We start from the raw sequence: 24038 nt of genomic DNA on the forward strand, positions 1-24038 counted from the left end.
CTAGTCCCTTAATAAATCGACGAGAAGAGAAGCCACTTTATGTGTATCGTGACGGATTACGCCATTTTTATACGTGATAATCTGGTCTCTGATCACTTCAAGCCCCATGGCTTTCAGCTTTTCAACGTTAAATTCAACGGGCCGGGCCAGCTCTTTCGCATATTTGCTTTTGATTTCGTCAGGGATATCTTCATTATTGATTAAAATCGTATCGATAAACGGCTGCTCCATATGATCGTTCAGCGCCTTAACATGGTCGGCCGCGCTGTATTGAAGCGTTTCGCCGGGCTGCGTCATGACATTGCAGATATATACTTTTTTGGCCGCAGCCTTGACGACTTCCTCTCCGATTTTCGGCACGAGCAGGTTCGGGAGAATGCTTGTATACAGGCTTCCCGGGCCGATAATGATTAAGTCGGCCTGGCGGATCACGTCAATCGTCTCCGGCAGCGGATCAATTTTTTCAGGCGTAAGAAACACCCGTTTAATGCGCTGGCCGTAAGAAGGAATGGTCGATTCTCCGGAGACGACCTGCCCGTCCTCCATTTCGGCATGAAGAACGACGCTAGTGTTGGCAGCCGGCAATACTCTGCCGCGGACATTCAGCACTTTGCTCATTTCGGTGACAGCGTGAAAGAAATCACCGGTTATATTCGTCATCGCTGCCAAAATCAAATTGCCGAGCGAATGTCCGGTTAAGTCGCTTCCTTTGTTGAAACGGTGCTGAAACAGGTTTTCAACGAGCGGCTCAACATCTGACAAAGCAGCCAGTACGTTACGGATGTCACCCGGCGGCGGAATTTGAAGTTCATCCCGCAGACGGCCTGAACTTCCGCCGTCATCAGCAACGGTCACAATCGCCGTAATATCAACGGGCTTATGCTTTAATCCGCGGAGCAGCACGGACAAACCCGTTCCGCCTCCGAAGATTGCGATTTTCGGCTTCTTATTCATTTCCGGCTTCTCTTTTCAATGTCCCGGTGAGTAACATGAGTATAGAAATCCTTTTTAAAGTAATCAGCCAGATACTCAGCGAGTGTAACGGAGCGGTGCTGGCCGCCCGTACAGCCGATCGCGATGACAAGCTGGCTTTTTCCTTCCCGCTTATAAGACGGAAGCATAAAGCCGAGCAGATCAACAAGCTTTTCGATAAACTTTTGTGTTTCGTTCCACTTCATCACATAAGATGAGACTTCCTCATCTTTCCCCGTAAGCGGCCTCATGCTTTCAATGTAGAACGGATTCGGCAGAAACCTTACATCAAACACGAGATCGGCATCTATCGGAAGACCGTATTTGAAACCGAATGACATCACGTTCACTGTAAAGGTCTCACCTTGGTTCGTGGCAAAATGCGCCACGATTTTTTCACGCAGATCACGCGGTTTCATATCCGACGTGTCATAGATCAGCTGAGAGCGCCCTTTCAATTCTTCAAGCAGCTGGCGCTCCAGTGCGATTCCTTCGAGAGGAAGCCCGGTAGCGGCCAGCGGGTGAGAACGTCTCGTTTCTTTGTATCTCGTCACAAGGATGGAATCCTTCGCATCTAAAAAGAGAATGCGCGGTGTAATCCACGGATTTTCCGCCATTTCATCCAGCGCCTCAATCAGCCTGTCAAAAAATTCACGTCCCCGCAGATCCATGACAAGCGCGACCTTGCTCATTTTTGAACTTGATTCTTTCATCAGTTCCAAAAATTTCGGCAGCAAGGAAGGCGGCAGATTGTCGACGCAAAAATAGCCGAGATCCTCAAAGCTTTGAATGGCGACGGTTTTCCCCGCTCCAGACATTCCCGTTATAATGACGAGCTGAATATCATGATTTTCATTCACACTCATCTTTCTCCCCCCTGAGGTCTTTCTTTTATTTGATAAGCTGCGGATCTAAACGATAGCTGAGCAGCTCGAAGTCCGGCGTATACGTAAAGGTGCCGTGCAAAAGCCCTTGGCCCTTGATCATAAAATCAAGGATATGTCCGTCTCCGGGTGCCATCGGAAGGCTGTGGATATCTTTCACGTCATGCCACTTCAGAATGCCTTCCTCTGATTCAGCGACATTCCGCCCCGTGTAGGAATCGGCGACAAAAGTAAACATCATCCACTCTGACACGATTTGTTCCTGTTCCTTAATAATAAAGGTAAACACGCCTTTTAACTGCGGATTTAATATATAAATTCCCGTCTCTTCTCTGTACTCTCTGATGACGGAATCTCTGACTGATTCACCGCTCTCCATCTTCCCGCCGGGCGCGACCCACCAGCCCCGTCTCGGCTTTTGGAGAAGGAGAACCTGATCATCTGTCTGCAGCACACAATTTGTCACTCTTTGCACAAGTACGTCACCTAACCTTCTCAACAAATCATCGTCTCTTCATTATACCGTTTCGGCATGTCTCTCACAATGCAGAGACACCGACATCCTTTTCTTTTATTTGACAGAAAACAAAAATTTACAAAAAAAGGGCACGGATACTGGAATCCGTGCCAAGGTGTATTCATATAAAAAGGGGGTCAATTACTACATTCATCTTAAAACATCAGTATTTCACCCGTGTTACAGCGGAATTAAAAGCCAGTAACGATTCAAAAACTGAACATTACAGCGATTATTTAACGGTTTTGAGCGTCTCCTGAAGCTCTTCCACATAATGCTGAACGCTTTGGGCCGCAATACTTCCGTCACCTGTCGCCGTAACGATCTGGCGGAGTGATTTTTCACGGATGTCTCCCGCAGCGAAAATGCCGGGAACTTTCGTTTCCATTTGATCATTTGTTTCAATGTAGCCTTCTTCATTTGTGATGCCCAAGTTTTCGAACGGTTTAGAAAGCGGAAGCATGCCGATATAAATAAAGACGCCGTCAGCTTTGAATTCTTCCTCTTCTCCCGTCACAGTATCCACAAGTGTCAGTCTGCCGACTTTTCCGTTTTCTTCATGGATTTCTTTTACGGTTTTATTCCATTCGAAATCAATTTTGTCATTGTCAAAGGCACGCGCCTGAAGAATGCTTTGCGCACGCAATTTATCACGTCTGTGAACGATGGTGACTTTTGAAGCGAAGCGTGTCAGATAGACGCCTTCTTCCACAGCCGAGTCTCCGCCGCCGACTACGACAAGCTCTTTATTTTTGAAGAATGCGCCGTCACATACCGCACAGTACGATACGCCGCGGCCGCCAAGTTCTTTTTCCCCGGGAACGCCGATCTTTTTGTATTCCGCTCCGGCAGAGATGACGATGGCGCGCGCTTTATATTCTTTTGAACCGGCTTTGACCGTTTTATATTCTTTGCCGTCGACGATTTCTTTAATATCGCCGTACGCATATTCCGCACCGAATTTTTTCGCATGTTCAAACATTTTATTAGAAAGTTCAGGGCCGAGAATGCTTTCAAAACCCGGATAGTTTTCAACATCCTCTGTGTTGGCCATCTGGCCGCCCGGAATTCCTCTTTCGATCATTAATGTGGATAAGTTCGCTCGTGATGTGTAAACGGCAGCGGTCATCCCCGCCGGACCCGCGCCGATAATGATCACATCATAAATTTTTTCTTCTGACACCATGATTCACTCCTTTTCGAAATGGGGCGCACCCTATATGAATAAGAATCCCCATCAATCGTATTCCTTACCCATATCCTATAAAATCTGAGGGCGATTCGCTATTTTTTTGCTCATTTTTCTGAGAAAACGTGATTAGGCATCTCCTGAGCGGGTATACAAATAAAGAAAGAGCCTTCCGGGATGGAAGGCCCTTGTCTTATTCATTATTGCACGACACGTCTTACATTGCCGTTGAATACTTTTTTCCAGTAAGGGTTGCTCATAGAATCAATGGATACACCATGAGATGTATTATCGTTCAGGAATGTTCCGTTACCTAAGTAGATGCCAACGTGGCCGTTTGTTTTATACGTATCGAAGAATACTAAGTCTCCGCGTTTCATGTCAGACGCGCTGACTGCTTTACCTCTTCCGATTAGCGTATCTGTGCTTGTGCCGCTTACAGGTCCGAGGTTAACGCCTGCGTTAGCATAAGCCCAGCGTACAAATGAAGAGCAGTCAAAGATACGGTTGTTAATATCAGATTGTGTGCGTCCGCCGCCGAATTTGTACGGAGATTGACCCACAAGGCTTGATCCTACGCTGATCGCGCCTTCAATACCGCCTGAATTTGAAATAACAGATCCGCCGTCAGAATCATCTGAACCGCCGCTGTTATGAGATGATCCGCCTGAAGTGCCCGATTTGCTTGAGCTGTCAGATGAATCAGATGATGTTGAAACAGCCGCTTTTTTCACAGTTTTAGCCGCTGCCGGCTGGCTGTCATCTGTTTGGTTTTGGTCTTCAGAGGCTTTTTGCGCTTCTTCCTGCTTTTTGATCAGGGCAGCCGCTGCAGCCTGCTCAGCTTTAATGCGCTTCTGTTCTTTTTCAGTGTCAGCTTTTGCGTTTGCAAGCTGTGACGCTTCTTTTTTCAGATCAGAGATAGCGGCAGCCGCTTTTTTCTGGCCGTTTTTCGCTTCGTCGAAAAGCTTGTCTTTCTGATCAAGCTGTTTGTTCAGGTCTTTTTGCATAGACTCTAGCTTCGCAAGGTCATCCTGGACTTTTTTCAGCTTCACGTTAAGCTCAGCTTCCGCATCTTCGAGTTTCGCTTTATCCTGCTCCTGCTGTTTGATCAGATCTTTATCCGCATCAACGATAGAAGATACCGCAGTCGCACGTGAAATGAAGTCCCCGAAGCTTGTCGCCCCTAAAAGAACATCTATGTATCCTTGAGAACCGCCGTTTTCCTGTAAAGAACGAACGCGTTTTTTCAGGATTTCATTGCGTTTTTCAATACGCGCTTCTGTTTCTTTGATTTCTTTTTTCAAATCAGCGATGCGCTTTTTCGTTTTTTCGTTTTCATCTTTTTTATCTTCAATTTTATTACTTGTATCCAACGCTTTTGCGTTAATGTCTTTCAGTTCTTTTTCAATCTTAGCCTGCTTGTCCTGAAGTTTAGACAATTCCTTTTCTTTTGCATCAAGGCTTGAAGCCACCTCAGATTGCTTGCTTTCGATTTTTGCTTTTTTGCTGTCTAATGTTTCCGCCGATGCAGTTTTTGTAAATGGGATCAAAAAACTGCTTGTCCCGATGACGGAAGCCAAACCAAGTGTTAATAAACTCTTTTTCACTTTTTCTTTCCTCCCTTTTACTTTAAACCTGTTCTCATTTGGAATTCTATTATGAACATCAAAGTTACGCTTCCTCACATACCCGTGAGGCTGATGATTTTTATGTATGAATCTTTTAATCTTTTAAATTGGTATAGATTATACAGCACATGTAAAATAAACTAATCTCTTATGTACGAGAATCATTATACCATCATGTTTCGACAATTTTTATTACAGTTATATTTCAATGTGATTGCAAATCTCATATTTTGCAAAATAAACGGTGCTGGCGGCCTGATTTCGGTTCAAAAAGCAAAAAAAAGACGTATAAAAATCTCTTTTTCCGGCAGTAAAGTTCTGTTTTGCCCCTTTCTGATAAAAAAAGAACCGACTCTTTATATAGAAAGAATCGGTTTTATTCCAATATATCATCTATTTGTCTGATGTATTTTGACAGTGTTGCCGGAGATACACCGTAAACGGCGGCCGTATCTTTTTTCGTCGTTTTTTCGCCGTTCGCTTCTTTCCATACGTATGCGATGGCTGCGGCCCATGCCCGCTCATTCTGTACGGCAGCAGCGGCGCGGATGTGCTGAATGACGTGAAAAACCCAGCAGCTCATGACGTCAGTCTTTAAACTGCCGGCTTCCGCTTTCTCCAGCAGCTTGACCGTCCGATACGTAAACAAAGCATCATGAGAAACGCCTGAAGCGCCTTCTTCACCGGAAAGCAGCAGTCTGACGAAGTCTTGTTCAAACGGTGAAGCAGCGCGTTTTGCCGTCAGAACTTTTTCAAGCTGGTTTCGCTCTCCTTCAGCACTGCTGATATAATAGGCGGCGAGCCGCTGTTCAAGTGCAGCAGGCAGCGGTTCCTGCCGTTCTGCCCAAGGCGCGGACCGGTCTGATTCGGGAAATTCGGTTTCGGCCTTTCTCCAAATGGTTTCGGCAAATTCTGTGCGGCCTGTCCCGTAGGCTGAGGCGGCCAGCCAGTAATAAAACGTGTCGTCGCCTTCAAACCCGCTTTTGTAGAGAGACCGGAGCCATTTATAGCCGAGATCATGTCTGCCGACAAGCGCCAGCGTCGCCCCCAGCTTGTAGCGCTGTTCGAATAAAATCGGATACACATTGGAGAGCCTTTCGCTCAATTCCCCGACTTTTTCATCTTCTCTCTCGTAATAGCAGAATACCAGGTAGTTGCACAAGGCATGGAGATTGCCTTCATTTTTCTCAAGCACTTCGAATACCGTCTGTTTCGCTTTTGTGACATTGCCTGAGTAAAAGTAAGCGAGCGCAAGGTTGTTGTATGCGGACCAAAGCTCGGGATAATCGGCTGTAATCTCTTCAAGCATGACAACCGCTTCATGAAGCTGGCCGCTCTCAAGAAGCGTTTTTGCCCGGTCCTGCCTGATCAGCAATTCATCCTGGTCATAGAGCGATTCGTTTTCACCCGCTTCACCGAAATCCAAAAGCTCCATCAGATTTTCTATCTCTTCGCTGAATTCTCCGTCCGGTTCGGCATCTGAATAAGCCGCGGCTTCTTTGTATGCTTCCTGAAAGAGCCCCAAATGCGCGAAATTGTTCGCTTTAAAGTAATGACACTCGGGCATTTCTTCTTTCAGGTTCACCATAATAAAGTCGAACAGCTCATTTGACTGCTGGTAGTGGCCCATTTCAGAATAAATGACGGCCAGCCGGGACAGCATTTCGGAATCATTCGGCTCGAGGTGAACGGCCCTCTGAATCAGTTTGCTGGCCCGTTTTAAATTCCGCTCTTTATATGCTTTTAAGCCTTTATGAAAAAAATATTGTCCATCCTGAAGCAGCTGGACAATTTGTGCGTGCTTTTTATGTTCAGAAGTGTGTTTTCCCACAAATATCCTCCGTTTTATACGTATTACCGTCAGTAGTATACCATAAAACGGTTTCGCCTCAATAGTTCAAAAGACAGAATCAGCTTCGTTTTTTACTGGCTGGTTCGACCAGATTTTAGCTGTTTTTTTCATGCGGATCGGCAGGAAGGGTGACGCGGAAAAGGGTTCCTTCGCCCCGCTTGCTTTCTACCTCTATCGAACCGCCGTGCAGCTCGGCGATTTTTTTGGCGATGGACAGGCCGAGTCCGCTGCCCCCTGCGTTTCTCGCCTTGTCCGCTTTATAAAACCGTTCAAATACGCGCTCCGCCTGCTCAGGCTCCATTCCGATTCCGTTGTCGGCGATTTCGACAGCCGCCGCCTCCGGCAAATCAACAATTTTAACGGATATACGGCCTCCCTCACCGGTAAACTTCACGGCATTGTGAATCAGATTCATCCATACTTGGCTGAGCAGCGCCTCATCTCCGTACACATACGATTCCTGTAAATCGATGAGAAATTCAATCTGTTTGGCGGACCACTCAGGCTCACAGGTCAATATGGTGCGCCGCAGCTGTTTGTCAATGCGGAACGGTTTTTTTTGAATCGGTTCGGTTTGGCGTTCGAGTGCAGTGAGCTTCAGCAGATTTTCACTGATTTTTGATAATCGTTCTGTTTCTGTCTCGATGATGTGTAAGTAGCGCCCCCGCTCCTCATATGATAAATCCGGTTTTTTCAGGAGGTGCGCGTACCCCTTTAATGAAGTAAGCGGGGTTTGGATTTCATGGGAAACGTTCGAAATAAATTCTTGTTTCAGTTTTTCCATTTCGCTCAGTTCCGCGGCAAGTGTCGACAGTTCATCAGCCAATTTCGTCACGGGGTGGTCCCGTTCAATCTTCTCCATTTTCCTGGAGGCGGCCGCGGTGAAGTTGCCGCTCGACATTTGCTTGATCGTGGCGGTCAGCGAATCCCAGATCGCATGATGTCTTTCACGTGCTGACTTTGAAAAAATAAACATTGTGACAAACAGCAGGCCGAAAACAAGCCAAAGCGTGAGAATCTGCTGGACGTAGGGCACAAGCAAAACCGGCCATATGAGACCGAATCCCTGAACGATCAGGTGGGCCGCCAGCCATAAGAATGCGGTGACGGTGAGAAGGATAATAATTTTTCCAGCCGTTCTGAAGATCCGTTTCATCCTGTCACCACAAACCGATAGCCGAGCCCCCGCACCGTATGAATGGCAAAAGGATAGTCTTTTTCCGGAAACCGTTCTCTCAGCCTTTTAATATGCACGTCAACCGTCCGCTCATCACCTTCATAATCAAAGCCCCAAATATCTTCTATTAAATGTTCTCTAGAAAACGTCTTATTCGGGTAACTGGCGAGCTTGAATAAAAGCTCAAATTCGCGCCGGGGCAGCGTCATTCCCGCTCCGCCGCCGCGCGTTACGGTGCGGGATTGCTTATCTAATGTGACCGTTCCGACGGTCAGCAGTTTTTCAGCGGTGATCCGGTACCGTTTCAGCAATGCTTTGACCCTCGCTTCAAGCTCAAGCGGCTCAAACGGTTTGACGAGATAATCGTCCGCTCCGGAAGTAAAACCTTGCACTTTGTCCAATGTTTCGCCTTTTGCCGTCAGCATCAAAATCGGAATGTCCGTAAAGCTCCGGACGGCTTCACTGACTTCAAACCCGTCCATTTTCGGCATCATCACATCCAGTATGACAAGATCAACAGGTGTTGATTCTATCAGCCGCACCGCCGCTTCTCCGTCTTCAGCTTCTGCGACGTCAAAGCCGCTTTGCTCCATCATAAGGCGGACAAGCTCACGGATATGGCGGTCATCATCCGCAACCAATATGACAGCCATAAAAATCCCTCCTTCTGATTTTTTCACTCATCATCTTTTAATGAATCGACATGATTTTTATTAGCCGTCTGATCTTTTCATTGTCTCCTGTATCGACATACACTTTTTTTGTATGGCGGATCATCTCCTCCGTCACCTCTTTCATTACGCCTTTTTCAGAAGACTCCCAGCGCAAAGGAACATTGTATACCTGAATGGTGCCGTCGCCGTTGCTGCTGTAAGTGACCGACCCATCAACTAAACGGGAACCTGCTAACTGAGTAACATCTTCCGGATAGCGGGCGCTCGTACGATCGTCAGGATTGACGAGTGCTCCGGCCGGAATGCGGCGCACGTTCAATTCATCTATCTGCTGATTTTCCCCAAGCTGCAGCCAAACGCGGGCATATTCAATTTGCAGAGGAGAATAATCTGCCGCGATGCTGTCTGGTGCGCTTTTGTCTGGTTCGCTTTTGTCCGCAGAGATGTGATGTGAATCTTTGTTTACAGCTTCGTTTTTTTCTGCCGGTGATGCTGTTTCAGTCTTGTTTATGCTGCTTCCCCCGGCCGGACTTGAAGAATGGGCCGGCTCTTCGTCGTTACCGCCAGTACACCCGGCAGTCATGAATACGAGCAGCACGGCAGCGTGACAATAAAAAATCGTTGTGCGTTTTTTCATGATTTAACCCCCGCTTCCAATGAATAGGATTCCGGCTGCAAAATAAAAAGCAGCTTTTTCAGCTGCTTTCTATTCCTAAAGTCTTGCTTTACACAGCTTTGTTTTCTAAATCGGCATTCAGCTTCAGCTGCTGTTCCGCAAAATCGCGGTACAGCGCATGGGATGCCATTAATTCATGGTGTGTGCCCCGTCCGGTGATTTCCCCCTGTTCAACAAAGAGAAGCTGATCTGCATCCACAACCGTGGATAAACGGTGGGCAATCACAATGGTGGTGCGCCCTTCCATTAAGACTTCGAGCGCCTGCTGCACCCATTTTTCAGATTGGCTGTCCAGACTGGATGTCGCTTCATCAAGCATCAGAATACTCGGATTGCGGAGAAGTGCTCTGGCAATGGCAATGCGCTGGCGCTGTCCGCCTGAAAGCATAATCCCCCGTTCACCGACCTCGGTTTCAAATTTCTTCGGTAAGTCTTCAATAAATTGCAGGGCGTAGGCCATGTCAGCCGCTTGTCTCAGTTCCTCATCAGTCACCTCGCGTTTTAATCCATAGCAGATATTATCGCGGATGGTTCCTGACATTAACGGGCTTTCTTGCGACACGTAGCCGATATGCTCCCTCCATGATTCAAGAGAATACGCATCAATCGGTTCGTTTCCGAGCAAGATGCTTCCGGCCGTCGGATTGTAGAATCGTTCAAGCAGCTTAAATAACGTTGTTTTCCCGCCGCCGCTCGGTCCGACAATCGCGGTGACTTTGCCGGCATCAATCGTTGCCGTAATGTCTTTTAAGATGGTTTGATCTTTTTTGTAGCCGAATGAGACTTGTTCAATCTTAATCGGCTGATCTGCGTTTTCAATGATTTTTCCGGTTTGGATATCTTCTTCTTTTTCTGCAAGAATGTGAATCATCCGTTCCGTTGCGCCGACGGATTTTTGAAGCTGTGTAAAAAATGAAGTGATCTGGCCCATCGGCATAATGATCTGAAATAAATACAGAATAAAGGCAACGAGCGCGCCGGCTGTCAGTTCACCGGATGACACCTGCATTCCGCCGTACCCGATGACAGCGACCAGCGCCGCCATTAATACAAGTGTAATAAGCGGGCCTACGAGCGACTGCACCTTCGCTTCACGCAGCCCGAGTTTAAAGAGCGCCATGATGCCGGCTTTTCCGCGGCCGTATTCCGCTTCTTCAGCGTTTGAGGCTTTCACAAGTCTGATTTCCGGAAGGATGTGGTTTAATAATCCGGTGAATCTCGCCGTCTCATCCTGTGTCTCCCGAGAAATTTTAAACATTTTCCGGCCGATCGGCACTAAAATCACCGCAGCCAGCGGCACGACGATCAGCACGAGCAATGTGAGCTTCCAGTTCATGAAAAATAAGATCGTCAGTGACCCGATAACGGAAATGATTCCGGTAATAAATCCGCTGATATTGTTTGTGATCAGCTCTTTTACCACCATCGTGTCATTGGTGACACGGCTGATCGTTTCTCCCGTGGCGTTTTTGTCAAAATAAGAGACAGGCAGTTTAATTAACTTCTGCCACAACAAATCACGCAGCCCCGAGATGATTTTCTGGCCGCTGTAGTTCAGGGCATAGGTGGCGTAGGCGCTTAATGCAGCCTGTACGATAAACACGGCTGCAATGATTCCGATTTGCACGCCTGACAGCGACGACATGGAAAAGCCGTCGACGAGCTGCTTTGTCAACAGCGGAATCAGCAGGCTGACAAGCGTTGTCACAATACTGAGAGACAGCGCGAAGGCCAGCATTCCGTAGGATGGTTTTGTTTTTTTGACTAATGAAAAGAATGAGCTGAATTTCCCTTTAGATTTTGGTTTTTTATTCGGCATATATTTTCCTCCTATATCACTGTTTATACTATAACGGATGTGCATGAACGGAATATGAACAAAACGTACATTTTTGATAAAAACCAAAATAAACTCTATTAGTCAATATTATCAAATTCATCTGCCTCCGGTTGCGAAATAAGGAATATTTTATTGAATGTTTAAGTTCGGGCATATTTAAAAACCTCACGGAGCTCTCCGTGAGGTTTGTTTTACTCAGATGCTGAATGGCGTTTCGCAAGAACGTCAAGCACGTCGTCCAAAGGAAGCGACTGTTCACGCAGAAGAACGAGCAAATGATACAGCAAATCTGCCGCTTCCCATTTTAATTCTTCATGGTCGCGGTTTTTCGCGGCGATGATCACCTCTGCGGCTTCTTCGCCGACTTTTTTAAGAATTTTATCGACGCCTTCCCGAAACAGATACGTTGTGTAGGCTCCCTCAGGCATCTCCGCCTGCCGTTTGGCGATTACGCTTTCCAGTTCGTTTAAGATGCCGAAACGATCCTGTGCGTCCGCTTTTTCCGGAGAAAAGCAGCTGTAGCTTCCCTTATGGCATGCGGGTCCTGAAGGCTCCGCAAGCACAATGAGGGCATCTTGATCGCAATCATAGCGGATGGCTTTCACCTTTTGGGTATTCCCCGACGTCGCTCCTTTATGCCACAGCTCCCCGCGTGAACGGCTGTAAAACCAGGTTTCTTTCGTTTCTATCGTTTTTTCGTAGGATTCACGATTCATATAAGCCAGTGTCAGTACTTCTTTGCTTGCCGCATCCTGTACGATGGCGGGAATCAGCCCGGCCTCGTCAAACCGCAGTTCATCTGCCCGTTTCATCTCACATTCACCCCGTGTTTCTTCATATAATCTTTCACTTCTTTTATAGATGTCTCTTTGTAATGGAAAATGGAAGCTGCAAGCGCGGCGTCCGCTTCACCAATCGTGAAGGCTTCAAGCATATGGTGCGCGCTGCCGGCTCCCCCTGAGGCAATGACGGGCACCGGGACGGCATGTGAGACAAGTTTTGTAAGCGTATGGTTAAAGCCTGTTTTCTCACCGTCAGCGTCCATGCTTGTCAGCAGGATTTCACCCGCTCCCCGTTTGACGGCTTCTTTTGCCCAAGCCGTGACTTCCCACTCGGTTTTCTTTCTGCCGCCGTGTGTGTACACTTTATAGCAATCCGAATCTTCGTCATACTTTGCGTCAATCGCCGCTACGATGCATTGCGAGCCGAAAAACTCAGCTCCTTCCGTAATCAGCTCGGGTCGGAGGACGGCCGCTGTATTAACGGATACTTTATCAGCGCCGGCGCGAAGCATTCGTTTCATATCGCTTAATTGATTGATTCCGCCGCCGACCGTAAACGGAATCGCCAGTTTTGCCGCAACCTGCTCCACGACGTCAGTCATCGTCTTCCGGCCTTCATGAGAGGCGGAAATGTCGAGAAAAACAAGCTCGTCAGCACCCTCCCTGTCGTAGGCTTCGGCCAGCTCGACAGGATCGCCCGCATCTTTCAGCCCGAGAAATTGAATGCCCTTGACGACGCGTCCTTCTTTCACATCGAGACATGGAATGATTCGTTTCGTGATCATGCGTCCTTCACCCTTCTGAGCGCTTCAGCCAATGAAAATTGTTTTGTATACAGCGCTTTTCCGATAATCGCTCCCGATACGCCGGCGTCTTTGCAGCGGGCCAGCGCTTTGAGGTCGGCGACTGAGCTGACACCGCCTGAGGCGATGACGTTTTTCCCCGTTGCTTTTGCGAGCTGAACGGTGCTTTCGATGTTCGGGCCTGACAGCATGCCGTCAGTCGCAATATCCGTGAAAATGAAGGTTTCCGCTCCTTCCTCCGCCAATTCACGGCCCAGATCGGACGCTCTTACCGAAGATGTTTCCAGCCACCCTTCCGTCGAGACATACCCGTTTCTCGCATCGAGACCGATGGCGATTTTCCCGCCGTATTGTTTCAGCATGCTTTTCACAAACGCCGGATCGGAAACGGCCGAGCTGCCGAGAATGACGCGATCAGCGCCTTGTGATAAGTAGCCGTATACATCCGCTTCAGAACGGATCCCGCCGCCGATCTCAACCTTGACATCTAGCTGCCGGACGATGTCCAGAACATGCCTGTCGTTTACTTTCCTTCCCTCTTTCGCGCCGTCAAGATCCACGAGATGAATCCATTCGGCACCTTCGTTTGCAAATTGGGCCGCCATGTCTAAAGGTGAGTCTCCGTAGATCGTTTCCTTGCCGTAATCACCTTGAATGAGGCGGACGCATTTGCCGTTTCTCATATCGATTGCCGGATATAATGTAAAAGCATTCATTTCTTCACCTTCTGTTCCGCTGCCATTTTTGTAAATTGCGTTAAGATCGCCATTCCGGCCGTGCCGCTTTTTTCTGGGTGAAACTGCGCTCCGAAGACATTGCGTTTCCCGACGACCGCAGGAACACGAACGCCGTACTCAGCGCTTGCCAGAAGATCGCCTTCTTCCATCCCGTCTATATAATAGGAATGGACAAAGTAAACAAAGCCTTCTCCCGCTTCCGAAAGCAAAGGAGATGTTTGGTGAACCGTCAGCCGGTTCCAGCCCATATGCGGCACCTTAAGCTTATTTCCTTCGGCATCCCTGTCTTTGAGTCTCACTGCTTTTCCGGCTAATAAACCAAGTCCTTTTGCAGAGCCGTTTTCGCTGCTTTCTTCGAAAATGAGCTGCATGCCGAGGCAGATGCCAAGAAGCAGCTTCCCTTCGTCAACCATACGGTGTATGAATTGATCAAGCTTCGTGCTGCGTAAATTGTCCATGGCGTCACTGAATGATCCGACACCGGGGAGAATAAAAGCATCCGCTTTTTCGAGCTCTTCCGGCCGGTCTGAAACGACATACGGGACGCCGACGCGTTCCAGCGCCTTCGACACGCTGAATAAATTGCCCATTCCGTAATCAATTACACCGATCATTTACAGCATCCCTTTCGTAGACGGCACACCCTTGACGCGCGGGTCAATGGATGACGCTTCGTCCAGCGCTCTGCCAAGCGCCTTAAACACGGCTTCTATCATATGATGGGTATTCGTGCCGTAATGAACGATGACGTGCAGATTCATTCTCGCTTCGAGCGCCAGTTTCCATAAGAATTCATGTACCAGCTCGGTATCAAACGTTCCGACTTTCGCTTGCGGAAATGCAGCGCGCATCTCAAGGTGCGGCCGGTTGCTCAGGTCTACGGCGACTTGGGCGAGCGCTTCGTCCATCGGCACAAGCGCTGATCCGTACCGTTTGATTCCTTTTTTATCACCGAGCGCCTCCAAAAAAGCCTGCCCTAAGCAGATGCCGATATCTTCAGTCGTGTGGTGATCATCTATCTCCGTATCGCCTTTTGCGTCAACGGTTAAATCAAATTGTCCGTGCTTTGTAAACAAATCAAGCATATGAGTCATAAACGGCACATCCGTGCTGATATCGGCTTTTCCTTCTCCGTCAATACCGAAAGCCAGCTTAATATCCGTCTCATTTGTTTTTCTGGCGCGTTCCGCTTTTCTCATCGGTCATTTCCTCCGTTTCTCGCTTCAATCGATCTTGCATGCGCTTCAAGCCCTTCCAGTCTCGCAAAGGCGGCAATGCTGTCCGCGTGGGTTTCAAATGCCTTCCGGCTGTATGAGATGATGCTCGATTTCTTTTGAAAATCCGTGACATTCAGCGGGCTTGAAAACCGCGCCGTCCCGTTTGTCGGCAGAACGTGATTCGGTCCCGCAAAATAATCGCCGACCGGTTCAGCGCTGTATCGCCCTAAGAAAATCGCTCCCGCGTGCCTGATGCTTCCAAGCAAAGCCTCCGGCGAATGCGTCATGATTTCTAAATGCTCAGGCGCCAGCGCATTCACCGTATCCACCGCATCCTCCATCGTTTCCGCGATGTAAATATGGCCGTGATCTTTGATTGATGCTTCGGCGATTTCTTTACGCGGCAGCGTCTGAAGCTGTTTATCCACTTCAACGGCTACCGCTTCTGCAAGCTTCCGTGAGTCGGTGACAAGCACGCATGAGCTGAGCATATCGTGTTCGGCCTGAGAAAGCAGGTCAGCGGCAACTTCTTCGGGCACCGCCGTATCGTCTGCCAGGACTGCGATTTCACTTGGCCCGGCTATCATGTCAATATCCACATCGCCGAAGACTTCGCGCTTCGCCAGCGCCACAAAAATATTGCCGGGACCTGTAATCTTATCAACAGGCTGTATCGTTTCCGTTCCGTAAGCGAGCGCGGCAATCGCCTGCGCGCCTCCCGCTTTGTAAATTTCCTTTATGCCGAGCTCAGACGCTGCCGCCAGAACGCCCGGCGAAAGGCTGCCGTCTTTTCCCGGCGGACTGACGAGAACGATCCGCCCCACTCCCGCAGCGAGAGCGGGGATGACATTCATTAAAACGGAAGACGGATAAGCGGCCGTCCCGCCCGGCACATAAACGCCCGCGGAATCAAGCGCCGTTATTTTCTGCCCGAGCATCGTGCCGTCTTTACGATGGTAAAACCAAGAGGATTGCAGCTGGCGCTCGTGATATTCTTTAATATTGGCAATTGCCTGCTTGATCACTTCCAGCAGCTGATCATCAAGCAGACGGTACGCCTCTGCGATTTCTTCTGCGCTCACCGCCAACTGTTCCAGGCTGATGCCGTCAAATGTTTTTGTATAGGCCAAAACGGCTTTGTCGCCGTTTTTTCTGACGTCTTCAATAATCGCCCTGACGGTTTTCCGCTGCTCTTCGGTTCCGCTGTCAATGGAACGCTTCAGTGAAAACCGCTCGCTTTTTTTTATTGCGGTTATTTTCATTTTGCCGTTTCTCCTTCCACAACCCTGGCCAGCCTGGCAGCCATTTCGTCGATGACGTCATCCTTCATGCGGTAGCTGACCGGATTGACGATAAAACGCGATGTGATGTCACAAATGTGTTCTGATTCAACGAGTCCGTTTTCCTTTAATGTCCGCCCTGTTGATACGATATCCACGATTCTGTCAGCAAGCCCGATTAAAGGCGCCAGCTCAATGGAGCCGTTCAGCTTAATGATTTCCACCTGCTCGCCCTGCTCTCTGAAATAACTTGACGCAACATTCGGATATTTCGTCGCGATCCTCGGGGCGACACCGTTCCAATCCGCTCCCGGAAGCCCCGCAACGGCGAGATGGCATTTGCTGATATTCAGATCGAGCACCTCATACACGTCACGCTTTTCTTCAAGCATGACATCCTTTCCGGCAATACCGGCATCAGCGACGCCATGTTCGACATAAGTCGTGACGTCCATCGGCTTTGCTAAAATAAAGCGGAGGTTTTCTTCAGGAACGTCGATGATCAGCTTTCTTGATTCCTCAAACTCCTCGGGCAGCCTGTATCCAGCCTGCCGCAGCAATCCGGCCGCTTCTTCGAATATCCGCCCTTTTGGCATTGCCATTGTGAGTACCTTACCCATTTTGCTCTTCCTTTCTGGCACCGATAAAGTATGTGACTTTTGTGAATGATTTTGTCATATGATCGATATTTTCAATGCCCGCCAAATCCTGCAGGACGACCTTTCTGCCTCTTGCCCTTTCTTCCTCCGCGAATAAAATGGCCTGCGCCCGCTGCTCCTTGCTGAAAATAACGGCGTCCGCCTCGCTTGTTTCTTCCTGGATGCCGAGCGCTTCAATCAGCCTGTCGATACGGAGTCCGAAGCCCGTGGCGGGAGCAGGGCTGCCGAAATGGCCGAGAAGATTGTTATAGCGGCCGCCGCTTCCGATGACAAACCCGACATTTGCCGCATACACTTCGAATAAAATTCCCGTGTAATAACTCATATGGCTGACCATGTTCAGATCAAGGCGGATATGCTCGGCACACCCGTAATCTTCAAGAATGTCCCATAGGTCTTCCAGCTCCTGAATCACGTTTTGCCCGGAGATGCCGATGATCTCCTCCGCTTTGGCGCAGATCTCTTTTCCGCCGCGCAATTCCAAAAGTCCGAGCAGCCGGCTTTTGTCTATTGAAGAAAGCGGAAGCGATTTGACATGTTCTCTGTACCCCACATAATTCTTTTCAAAGAGAAAGCGCCGCAGGACATCCGCCCGCTCGGCATTGCCCAGCACCTCGATAAACAGCTCATCTGCGAGTCCTGCATGGCCGATCGCGATTTTAAATTGGTGCAATCCCGCGTTTTTCAACGCGCCGGCCGCGAGTGCAATCACCTCAGCGTCCGCGCTTGTTGATCCGTCGCCGATCAGCTCCGCGCCGACCTGTTCGAATTCGGCTGGACGTCCGCCTTCCCGTTCTTGAGCGCGGTAGACGCTTGCCGCGTATCCCGCTCTGAGCGGATGATTATTTTTGTGCAGCTTAGACGCCGCCACCCGGGCAATCGGTCCGGTCATGTCAGGCCGAAGCACAAGCGTTTTTCCGTCCTGATCGAGAAGCTTAAACAGCTGCTGTTCTTCAATGGCTGACTGGACACCCACTGTTTCATAGAATTCGAGGGTCGGAGTCTCCATAAACTGATAACCCCATTTATCAATTAAATCCGTCAGTGTGGAACGGACTTTCTTCTTTGCTTCGTATAAACCGGGAAGCGTATCTCTCATGCCATGCGGTTTCTCAAACATAAACATTGCCTTTTGCACCTCCGCTTTGTCTGAAGGAAAATTCCGAATCCTTTAGTTCGCTAATATGATAATATGTTAGCAGATAAAAGAATGGATTGCAATGCCCAATGTCCGCCTATTCTTTCCCATATTGATGACTAAATCATGAACAAATCTGTAAACATAACAGAACAATCTAATCATATTGAACAGAAGTGCTATAATACATAGAATAGCTTCATCAGAAACAAGGGAGAATAATTGATAATGAAGACGCTTGGAACATTATGTGTGCTGATTCTGACAGCCGTCCTTGTCTATCTGGGATATAACATCTATACAAACGATATTCATTTGAATTTTTTCAATCAGCAGTCCGACGAGCCTGATGAGAAAACACCGTTAAAAGGGAGCGCGTCACCGCTGAATGTCGTTTTGTACAGACAGATGGATTCACCCAGACTGTACAATGGCTGTGAGGTGACAAGCCTTGCTATGATTTTGAACAATGCCGGATATCATGTATCAAAAAATACATTGGCGGATCGAATCAATAAAGTTCCGCTCACATACAGCAGCGGGCTGAAAGGAGATCCGAATGAAGGATTTGCCGGAGACATGGAAAACGGCCCGGGTTTAGGCGTTTATCATGAGCCGATTGTTAAACTGGCCAAAGAGTATGCGGGAAACAAAGTATACGACCTGACAGGAAAAGACATTTCTGCTGTGTACCGCCAGCTTGAAAAGGGACGGCCGGTCTGGGTGATTATCACCACTTCCTTTAAACCGGTTGATCATATGCAGACTTGGAATACGCCGAACGGAAAGGTCGACATCACGTTCAGCATGCACAGCGTAGCCGTCACCGGTTATGATCACGATTATGTATACGTCAATGACCCTTACGGCTATAAAAACAGAAAAACGGACCGGACTGAATTCGAAAAAGCCTGGAAGCAGATGGGCAGCCAGGCCATTGTAATCAAGTCATAAAAAAACCCCGCTGACGTTAATCAGCGGGGTTTTCCATTCGTTTTTTCATTTCTTCGTGCGTATAGATCAGCTTCATCGGGTTTCCTCCGACAAACGCCCCGGCCGGGACATCTTTATGCACCAGCGTGCCGGCTGATACAACGGCTCCGCTCCCGATGGTGACGCCGGGCAGAATCGTTGTGTTTGCCCCGATCATTACCTCGTCACCGATTGTGACATCACCGGTCCGGTACTCATGTATTAAATATTCATGGGCCAAAATCGTCGTATTGTAGCCGATGATGCTGTTTTCTCCGACAGTGATTTTTTCAGGAAACATAATATCCGGCATCACCATCAGCGCGAATGAGGTTTGTTTTCCGACATTCATTTTCAAAAAGGTTCGGTACAGCCAGTTCTTCACGCTTAGAAACGGCGTATACCTTGCAATCTGGATGATGATGAAGTTTTTTATCACCTTCAGAAAGGGAACCGTCTGATATACATGCCACAATGAATTTGCACCTGTAACCGGATGGCGGTCTGTTTTTCTCACGGATTACTTCACTCCGGTAATGTGCAATAAATCACTCATTTTCTCAAGCATATAATCGGGTTCATAGGCGGAAAGCGTCTGTGCGCCTTTAATCGTCCACGCGACGCCGGCTGTTTTCGTGCCGGCGTTTTTGCCCGCCATGACATCGTGATAATTGTCACCGACCATCATGGCCTCCGACGGATCGCACCCAAGCCGGCTGAGCGCAAGCTGCACAGGTTCGGGATCAGGCTTCGGATGCTTTACATCATCAAGCGTGACGACAGTATCGAAAAACGCCCCGATGCCTGTCAGCTTCAATCCCATATTGACTGTATCCCTCAGCTTTGTGGTGACAATCCCGAGCTGATAGCCCGCTTTTTTCAATTCATCGAGCGTTTCATAAACCGTTTCGTACTCCGTGACAAGCTCATCGTGCTTCTCATGATTGAATGCCCTGTACATGCTGATCATGTCATCGCACTTTTCGGCATCAATGCCTGAAAATGTTTCGTACAGAGGCGGGCCGATAAACGGAAGCACATCTTCCCGTTTATACTGTCCCGGGCAATAATGATCAAGCGTATGAAGATAAGAAGCGATAATCAGTTCATTCGTGTCAATCAGCGTGCCGTCGAGATCGAATAAAATGGCGGTTAAACGTTTATCAGTCATCTTATGTCCTTTCCGATTTCAGACGTCAGTCCGTATCTGCATACCGCTTATCGGCATACCCTTTAACGCGTCTGAAAACCATTAAAATAATCGCAAGAACAATCAGCACAATGGAAATGACCTGCGCGATCCGAAGCTGACTCGTGAGCATCAGGCTGTCCGTACGCATTCCTTCAATAAAGTATCTGCCGATCGAATACCAGATGATATACGTTAAGAACAGATTGCCCCTGCGCAGGTTCACGCGGCGGAGCAGAAGCAGAATCACGACACCCGCAAAGCTCCACAGCGATTCATACAGAAACGTCGGGTGATAATAATGTCCGTCTATGTACATCTGATTAATGATGAAATCCGGAAGGTGCAAGCTTTCCAAAAATGAACGGCTGACCGCTTCGCCGTGAGCCTCCTGGTTGATAAAGTTTCCCCAGCGCCCGATGGCCTGACCGAGCAGAATACTCGGCGCGGCAATATCCGCCAGCTTCCAGAATGATATCCCTCTTACTTTTGAAAAAACAACGCCCGTTGCGATCGCGCCGATCAATCCGCCGTGAATCGCGATGCCGCCTTTCCAAATTTTAATGATTTCCCCGGGGTGTTCCGAGTAATAGCTCCACTCGAAAAGCACATAGTATGCCCGTGCGCAAATGATTGCGATCGGGATGGCGAAAAGAACAAGATCAATAAAAATGTCCTTTTTCAGCCCCCGCTTTTCGCTCTCCCTCATGGCCATCCAAAGCCCTAATAACGCACCCGCGCCGATAATGATCCCGTACCAGTGCACGGATAAAGGCCCGAGCTGCAAGGCAATCGGATTGATTGGTGTTCCTGCTTCGTTCATATTATTGCCAACTCCTATTCGTCTTGTTCGCCGTCTTCAATGACATCCGCCAGCTTATTCGTAAATTGCTCGGCGGCATTTAAGCCCATCCGCTTCAATCTGAAGTTCATCGCCGCAACCTCGATAATAACGGCGAGATTTCGCCCAGGGCGGACTGGAATGGTCAGTTTTGTAATTTCCGTATCAATGATTTTCATTTTTTCTTCTTCAAGTCCGAGACGGTCGTATTGCTTCCCTTGCTCCCAAAGCTCAAGGTCCATGACGATTGTAATTCTCTTATTGCTTCTGACGGCGCCCGCTCCGAACAGCGTCATGACATTTATAATGCCGAGACCCCTGATTTCAAGCAGATGCTCAATCAGATCAGGCGCATTCCCGACGAGCGTATCCTGATCCTCCTGCCGGATTTCGACGCAGTCATCCGCGACAAGACGATGGCCGCGTTTGACGAGCTCCAGGGCCGTTTCACTTTTACCGACGCCGCTTTTTCCCGTTATGAGCACACCGACGCCGTATATATCCACAAGCACGCCGTGAATGGCGGTTGTGGGCGCGAGACGGCTCTCAAGAAAATTCGTCAGCCGGCTTGACAGTCTGGTTGTTTTCAGAGGGGATCTCAGCACCGGCACGCCGTTTTTCTCGGATGCTTCTACAAGCTCCGGCGGGATCGGCATATCTCTGGAAAGTATGATAGCCGGCGTCACATCGGTGCACAGCGATTCCATCCGCTGTTTTTTATCCTCCTCAGGAAGCTGATCGAAAAATGACAGCTCCGTTTTTCCTAAAAGCTGCACCCGTTCTCTCGGGTAATATGTAAAATAACCGGCGATTTCAATACCGGGCCGTGATAAATCACTCATCGTAATCGGGCGGTTAATCCCTTCTTCTCCGCTGATCAATTCTAAATGGAACTGCTCCATTACGTCTTTGGTCCGAACCTTTGCCAAGATATGTTCCTCCTGTTCTGGGATGTTCCGAGCTTTGAACAGTTATATTTTATCACTTTACCGTCTGAACCAAAACAGATTTATACAATTCCGGCATAACTGGTCTAGATAACTAGTCTGAAAAAGAGTAAAATAAAACTAACAACTAACCAGAAAGGCGTGTTTTAAAGTGGCTGAAAGCTTGTTAATCAGCGGTGCGGACATCGTAACAGAAGAGGAAATCATCCGAAACGGATTTCTCGGCATAAAAGACGGCATCATTTCTTACGCGGGTCAAACAAGACCGCAAGAAACGTATGAGAAGGAATGGAAGGCGCCCGCGGGTTCGTATGCGCTTCCCGGAATGATAGATATCCATATTCACGGCGGTTACGGCGCGGATACGATGGACGCCGATCTCGCGGCTCTTGATACAATGTCCGCCCGGCTGCCCGAAGAAGGAACAACCGCTTTTCTAGCGACCACGATCACACAGCAGCACGAAAACATTGAAAAAGCGCTTAAAAACGCCAAGGAATGGACGGACTCCTCACCGCAGGCTCATAAAGGCGCTGAGTTGATCGGCATTCATTTAGAAGGACCGTTTGTCTCTCCGAAAAAAGCGGGAGCACAGCCGAAACAATGGATTACGCCGGCCGATGCCGGACTCTTTCAGAAATGGGAGCGTCTCTCCGGAGGGCTGATTAAAATCGTGACGCTTGCGCCGGAAGAAGATCCTGATTTCAGCCTGATCCGTTATTTAAAAGACCGGAACATCATCCCGTCAATGGGACATACAGACGCGGGAGCCGATCTTTTAGAAAAAGCGGCGGATGCCGGAGCGCTGCATATGACACACCTTTTCAACGCCATGAGCTCCTTTCACCACCGTGAGCCGGGGGGCATCGGTACGGCGCTCGCCTGCGGCCGCATCACGGCGGAGCTGATCACTGACGGCATTCATTCTCATCCTTTAGCTGTAAAGCTTGCCTATTTGGCGAAAGGAAGCCAAAACCTGATCATGATTACAGACTCCATGCGGGCAAAAGGGCTTAAGGACGGAGAATACGAATTCGGCGGACAAAGAGTCACCGTTTGCGGAGACCAAGCGCTTCTTTCTGACGGGACGCTGGCCGGTTCCATTTTAAAAATGAATGAAGGCGCGGCGCTCATGCGCAGGTTTACGAACTGCTCATGGCTGGATATAGCTAATATGACAGCAGCAAATGCAGCCCGCCGGCTCGGCATTTTTGACCGTAAAGGAAGCCTTGCGGAAGGAAAAGACGCCGACGTTGTTTTGACGGACGGACAGTGCGGCGTGCTGGCAACGATTTGCCGAGGAAACACCGCATATATCTCAGGAGGAGCTGATTGGACATGAACGTCATCACATGCAGACATTATGAAGAATTAAGTGAAAAAGCCGCAGAGATGATTGCTGAAACAGTTAAACAAAAGCCGGATGCCGTTCTCGGGCTTGCGACGGGCGGCACCCCTGAAGGCGTATACAAAGAGCTTGTGCGGATGCACCGCTCCGAGGGTCTGTCATTCCGGGATGTCACGACGATCAACCTTGATGAATACGCCGGGCTTTCTCCCGAGGACAAAAACAGCTATCATTATTATATGAATACACATTTTTTTGCACATATCGACAGCAAAAAGGACCGCCGCTTTCTCCCTGACGGACGGGCAGACGATCTTGAGGCTGAATGTGAACGCTATGACCGATTGATTCAAACACTCGGCGGAGCGGATATTCAGCTTTTAGGCATCGGACACAACGGCCATATCGGCTTTAATGAGCCCGGAACGCCATTTGAATCCCGAACCCATGTCGTTGAGCTGAATGAAGAGACAAGACGGGCGAATGCGCGGTACTTTCCGTCAATCGATCAAGTTCCTGAAAAAGCCGTGACAATGGGGATCAGGACGATCTTGTCCGGCAAACGGATTTTGATCATGGCATCCGGAAAAAGCAAGGCCCAAGCGGTGAAGCAGCTTCTGGACGGGCGCGTCACTGAAGCATTCCCCGCCTCCGCCCTGCACGAACACCCGGATGTGACGGTCTTGATTGATGAAGAGGCTGCGGGCGGCGATTGA

Annotated in this window: 25 protein-coding genes; 3 read left to right on the forward strand and 22 right to left on the reverse strand. The window is 48.8% G+C overall.

Features of this window, described 5'->3' with window-relative positions; all coding sequences use genetic code 11:
* The 18 genes from AC1DN5_RS01240 to AC1DN5_RS01325 all read right to left on the reverse strand — a co-directional run bounded on the left by AC1DN5_RS01240 (position 1) and on the right by AC1DN5_RS01325 (position 18013).
* On the reverse strand, positions 1–954 hold the full coding sequence (locus tag AC1DN5_RS01240; RefSeq protein WP_013353725.1) for a gluconeogenesis factor YvcK family protein: 954 nt from the start codon (positions 952–954) through the stop codon (positions 1–3).
* The gene (gene rapZ / locus AC1DN5_RS01245; RefSeq protein ID WP_013353726.1) at positions 951–1838 is read right to left on the reverse strand and encodes an RNase adapter RapZ; all 888 of its coding nucleotides are present in this window, start codon (positions 1836–1838) and stop codon (positions 951–953) included. Before rapZ ends, AC1DN5_RS01240 begins: the two co-directional genes overlap by 4 nt.
* Positions 1839–1863: 25 nt before the next feature.
* A complete protein-coding gene (locus AC1DN5_RS01250) occupies positions 1864–2331 on the reverse strand; it encodes an 8-oxo-dGTP diphosphatase (protein ID WP_013353727.1) in 468 nt (155 codons plus the stop codon).
* A 274-nt stretch (positions 2332–2605) separates the two neighbouring features.
* Complete coding sequence (gene trxB, locus AC1DN5_RS01255; protein ID WP_029575303.1) at positions 2606–3556, reverse strand: thioredoxin-disulfide reductase; 951 nt, start codon at positions 3554–3556, stop codon at positions 2606–2608.
* 206 nt (positions 3557–3762) lie between these two features.
* Positions 3763–5169 carry a peptidoglycan DL-endopeptidase CwlO gene (gene cwlO / locus AC1DN5_RS01260; protein ID WP_366969816.1) on the reverse strand — a complete coding sequence of 469 codons (1407 nt, stop codon included), beginning with the start codon at positions 5167–5169 and terminating at the stop codon, positions 3763–3765.
* Positions 5170–5566: 397 nt separating this feature from the next.
* A complete protein-coding gene (locus tag AC1DN5_RS01265) occupies positions 5567–7021 on the reverse strand; it encodes a tetratricopeptide repeat protein (protein WP_099744371.1) in 1455 nt (484 codons plus the stop codon).
* 115 nt (positions 7022–7136) lie between these two features.
* Positions 7137–8198, reverse strand: coding sequence for a sensor histidine kinase (locus tag AC1DN5_RS01270; protein WP_198698139.1), 1062 nt, complete (start codon positions 8196–8198; stop codon positions 7137–7139).
* Entirely contained in the window at positions 8195–8872 is a 678-nt protein-coding gene (locus AC1DN5_RS01275) for a response regulator transcription factor (RefSeq protein WP_016937821.1), read from the reverse strand. The genes AC1DN5_RS01270 and AC1DN5_RS01275 overlap by 4 nt, the downstream gene beginning before the upstream one ends.
* Before the next feature lie 37 nt (positions 8873–8909).
* The gene (locus AC1DN5_RS01280) at positions 8910–9530 is read right to left on the reverse strand and encodes a hypothetical protein (protein ID WP_366969817.1); all 621 of its coding nucleotides are present in this window, start codon (positions 9528–9530) and stop codon (positions 8910–8912) included.
* A gap of 88 nt (positions 9531–9618) precedes the next feature.
* Entirely contained in the window at positions 9619–11388 is a 1770-nt protein-coding gene (locus tag AC1DN5_RS01285; protein WP_342007104.1) for an ABC transporter ATP-binding protein, read from the reverse strand.
* Between the two features lie 212 nt (positions 11389–11600).
* The gene (gene hisIE / locus AC1DN5_RS01290; RefSeq protein WP_016937818.1) at positions 11601–12221 is read right to left on the reverse strand and encodes a bifunctional phosphoribosyl-AMP cyclohydrolase/phosphoribosyl-ATP diphosphatase HisIE; all 621 of its coding nucleotides are present in this window, start codon (positions 12219–12221) and stop codon (positions 11601–11603) included.
* A complete protein-coding gene (hisF, locus tag AC1DN5_RS01295) occupies positions 12218–12976 on the reverse strand; it encodes an imidazole glycerol phosphate synthase subunit HisF (RefSeq protein ID WP_366969818.1) in 759 nt (252 codons plus the stop codon). Before hisF ends, hisIE begins: the two co-directional genes overlap by 4 nt.
* Positions 12973–13710, reverse strand: a complete 738-nt coding sequence (gene hisA / locus AC1DN5_RS01300) for a 1-(5-phosphoribosyl)-5-[(5-phosphoribosylamino)methylideneamino]imidazole-4-carboxamide isomerase (RefSeq protein ID WP_366969819.1) — start codon at positions 13708–13710, stop codon at positions 12973–12975. Before hisA ends, hisF begins: the two co-directional genes overlap by 4 nt.
* Entirely contained in the window at positions 13707–14345 is a 639-nt protein-coding gene (hisH, locus tag AC1DN5_RS01305; protein WP_016937815.1) for an imidazole glycerol phosphate synthase subunit HisH, read from the reverse strand. The genes hisA and hisH overlap by 4 nt, the downstream gene beginning before the upstream one ends.
* Entirely contained in the window at positions 14346–14930 is a 585-nt protein-coding gene (gene hisB / locus AC1DN5_RS01310) for an imidazoleglycerol-phosphate dehydratase HisB (protein ID WP_016937814.1), read from the reverse strand.
* On the reverse strand, positions 14927–16210 hold the full coding sequence (gene hisD / locus AC1DN5_RS01315) for a histidinol dehydrogenase (RefSeq protein ID WP_366969820.1): 1284 nt from the start codon (positions 16208–16210) through the stop codon (positions 14927–14929). Before hisD ends, hisB begins: the two co-directional genes overlap by 4 nt.
* On the reverse strand, positions 16207–16848 hold the full coding sequence (hisG, locus tag AC1DN5_RS01320) for an ATP phosphoribosyltransferase (RefSeq protein ID WP_016937812.1): 642 nt from the start codon (positions 16846–16848) through the stop codon (positions 16207–16209). The genes hisD and hisG overlap by 4 nt, the downstream gene beginning before the upstream one ends.
* Entirely contained in the window at positions 16841–18013 is a 1173-nt protein-coding gene (locus AC1DN5_RS01325; RefSeq protein ID WP_366969821.1) for an ATP phosphoribosyltransferase regulatory subunit, read from the reverse strand. The genes hisG and AC1DN5_RS01325 overlap by 8 nt, the downstream gene beginning before the upstream one ends.
* 240 nt (positions 18014–18253) lie before the next feature.
* On the opposite strand from AC1DN5_RS01325, the gene AC1DN5_RS01330 reads away from it, so the two are divergent.
* A complete protein-coding gene (locus tag AC1DN5_RS01330; protein ID WP_016937810.1) occupies positions 18254–18979 on the forward strand; it encodes a C39 family peptidase in 726 nt (241 codons plus the stop codon).
* A 16-nt stretch (positions 18980–18995) separates the two neighbouring features.
* Here the strand turns inward: AC1DN5_RS01330 and AC1DN5_RS01335 are convergent, their stop codons facing one another.
* The 4 genes from AC1DN5_RS01335 to hprK are packed head-to-tail and all read right to left on the reverse strand — an operon-like array spanning position 18996 to position 21956.
* Entirely contained in the window at positions 18996–19514 is a 519-nt protein-coding gene (locus AC1DN5_RS01335) for an acyltransferase (protein WP_064778556.1), read from the reverse strand.
* 3 nt (positions 19515–19517) lie between these two features.
* On the reverse strand, positions 19518–20168 hold the full coding sequence (ppaX, locus tag AC1DN5_RS01340) for a pyrophosphatase PpaX (RefSeq protein WP_064778555.1): 651 nt from the start codon (positions 20166–20168) through the stop codon (positions 19518–19520).
* Positions 20169–20193: 25 nt separating this feature from the next.
* A complete protein-coding gene (lgt, locus tag AC1DN5_RS01345) occupies positions 20194–21009 on the reverse strand; it encodes a prolipoprotein diacylglyceryl transferase (RefSeq protein ID WP_016937807.1) in 816 nt (271 codons plus the stop codon).
* Between the two features lie 14 nt (positions 21010–21023).
* Entirely contained in the window at positions 21024–21956 is a 933-nt protein-coding gene (gene hprK / locus AC1DN5_RS01350) for an HPr(Ser) kinase/phosphatase (RefSeq protein WP_013353746.1), read from the reverse strand.
* Between the two features lie 169 nt (positions 21957–22125).
* Here hprK and nagA point away from each other — a divergent pair, with 169 nt between their 5' ends.
* Both nagA and nagB read left to right on the forward strand, forming a co-directional pair.
* Entirely contained in the window at positions 22126–23316 is a 1191-nt protein-coding gene (nagA, locus tag AC1DN5_RS01355; protein WP_327814653.1) for an N-acetylglucosamine-6-phosphate deacetylase, read from the forward strand.
* Entirely contained in the window at positions 23313–24038 is a 726-nt protein-coding gene (gene nagB / locus AC1DN5_RS01360; RefSeq protein WP_327814986.1) for a glucosamine-6-phosphate deaminase, read from the forward strand. The genes nagA and nagB overlap by 4 nt, the downstream gene beginning before the upstream one ends.

Source organism: Bacillus sp. 01N42_2 (assembly GCF_056399565.1).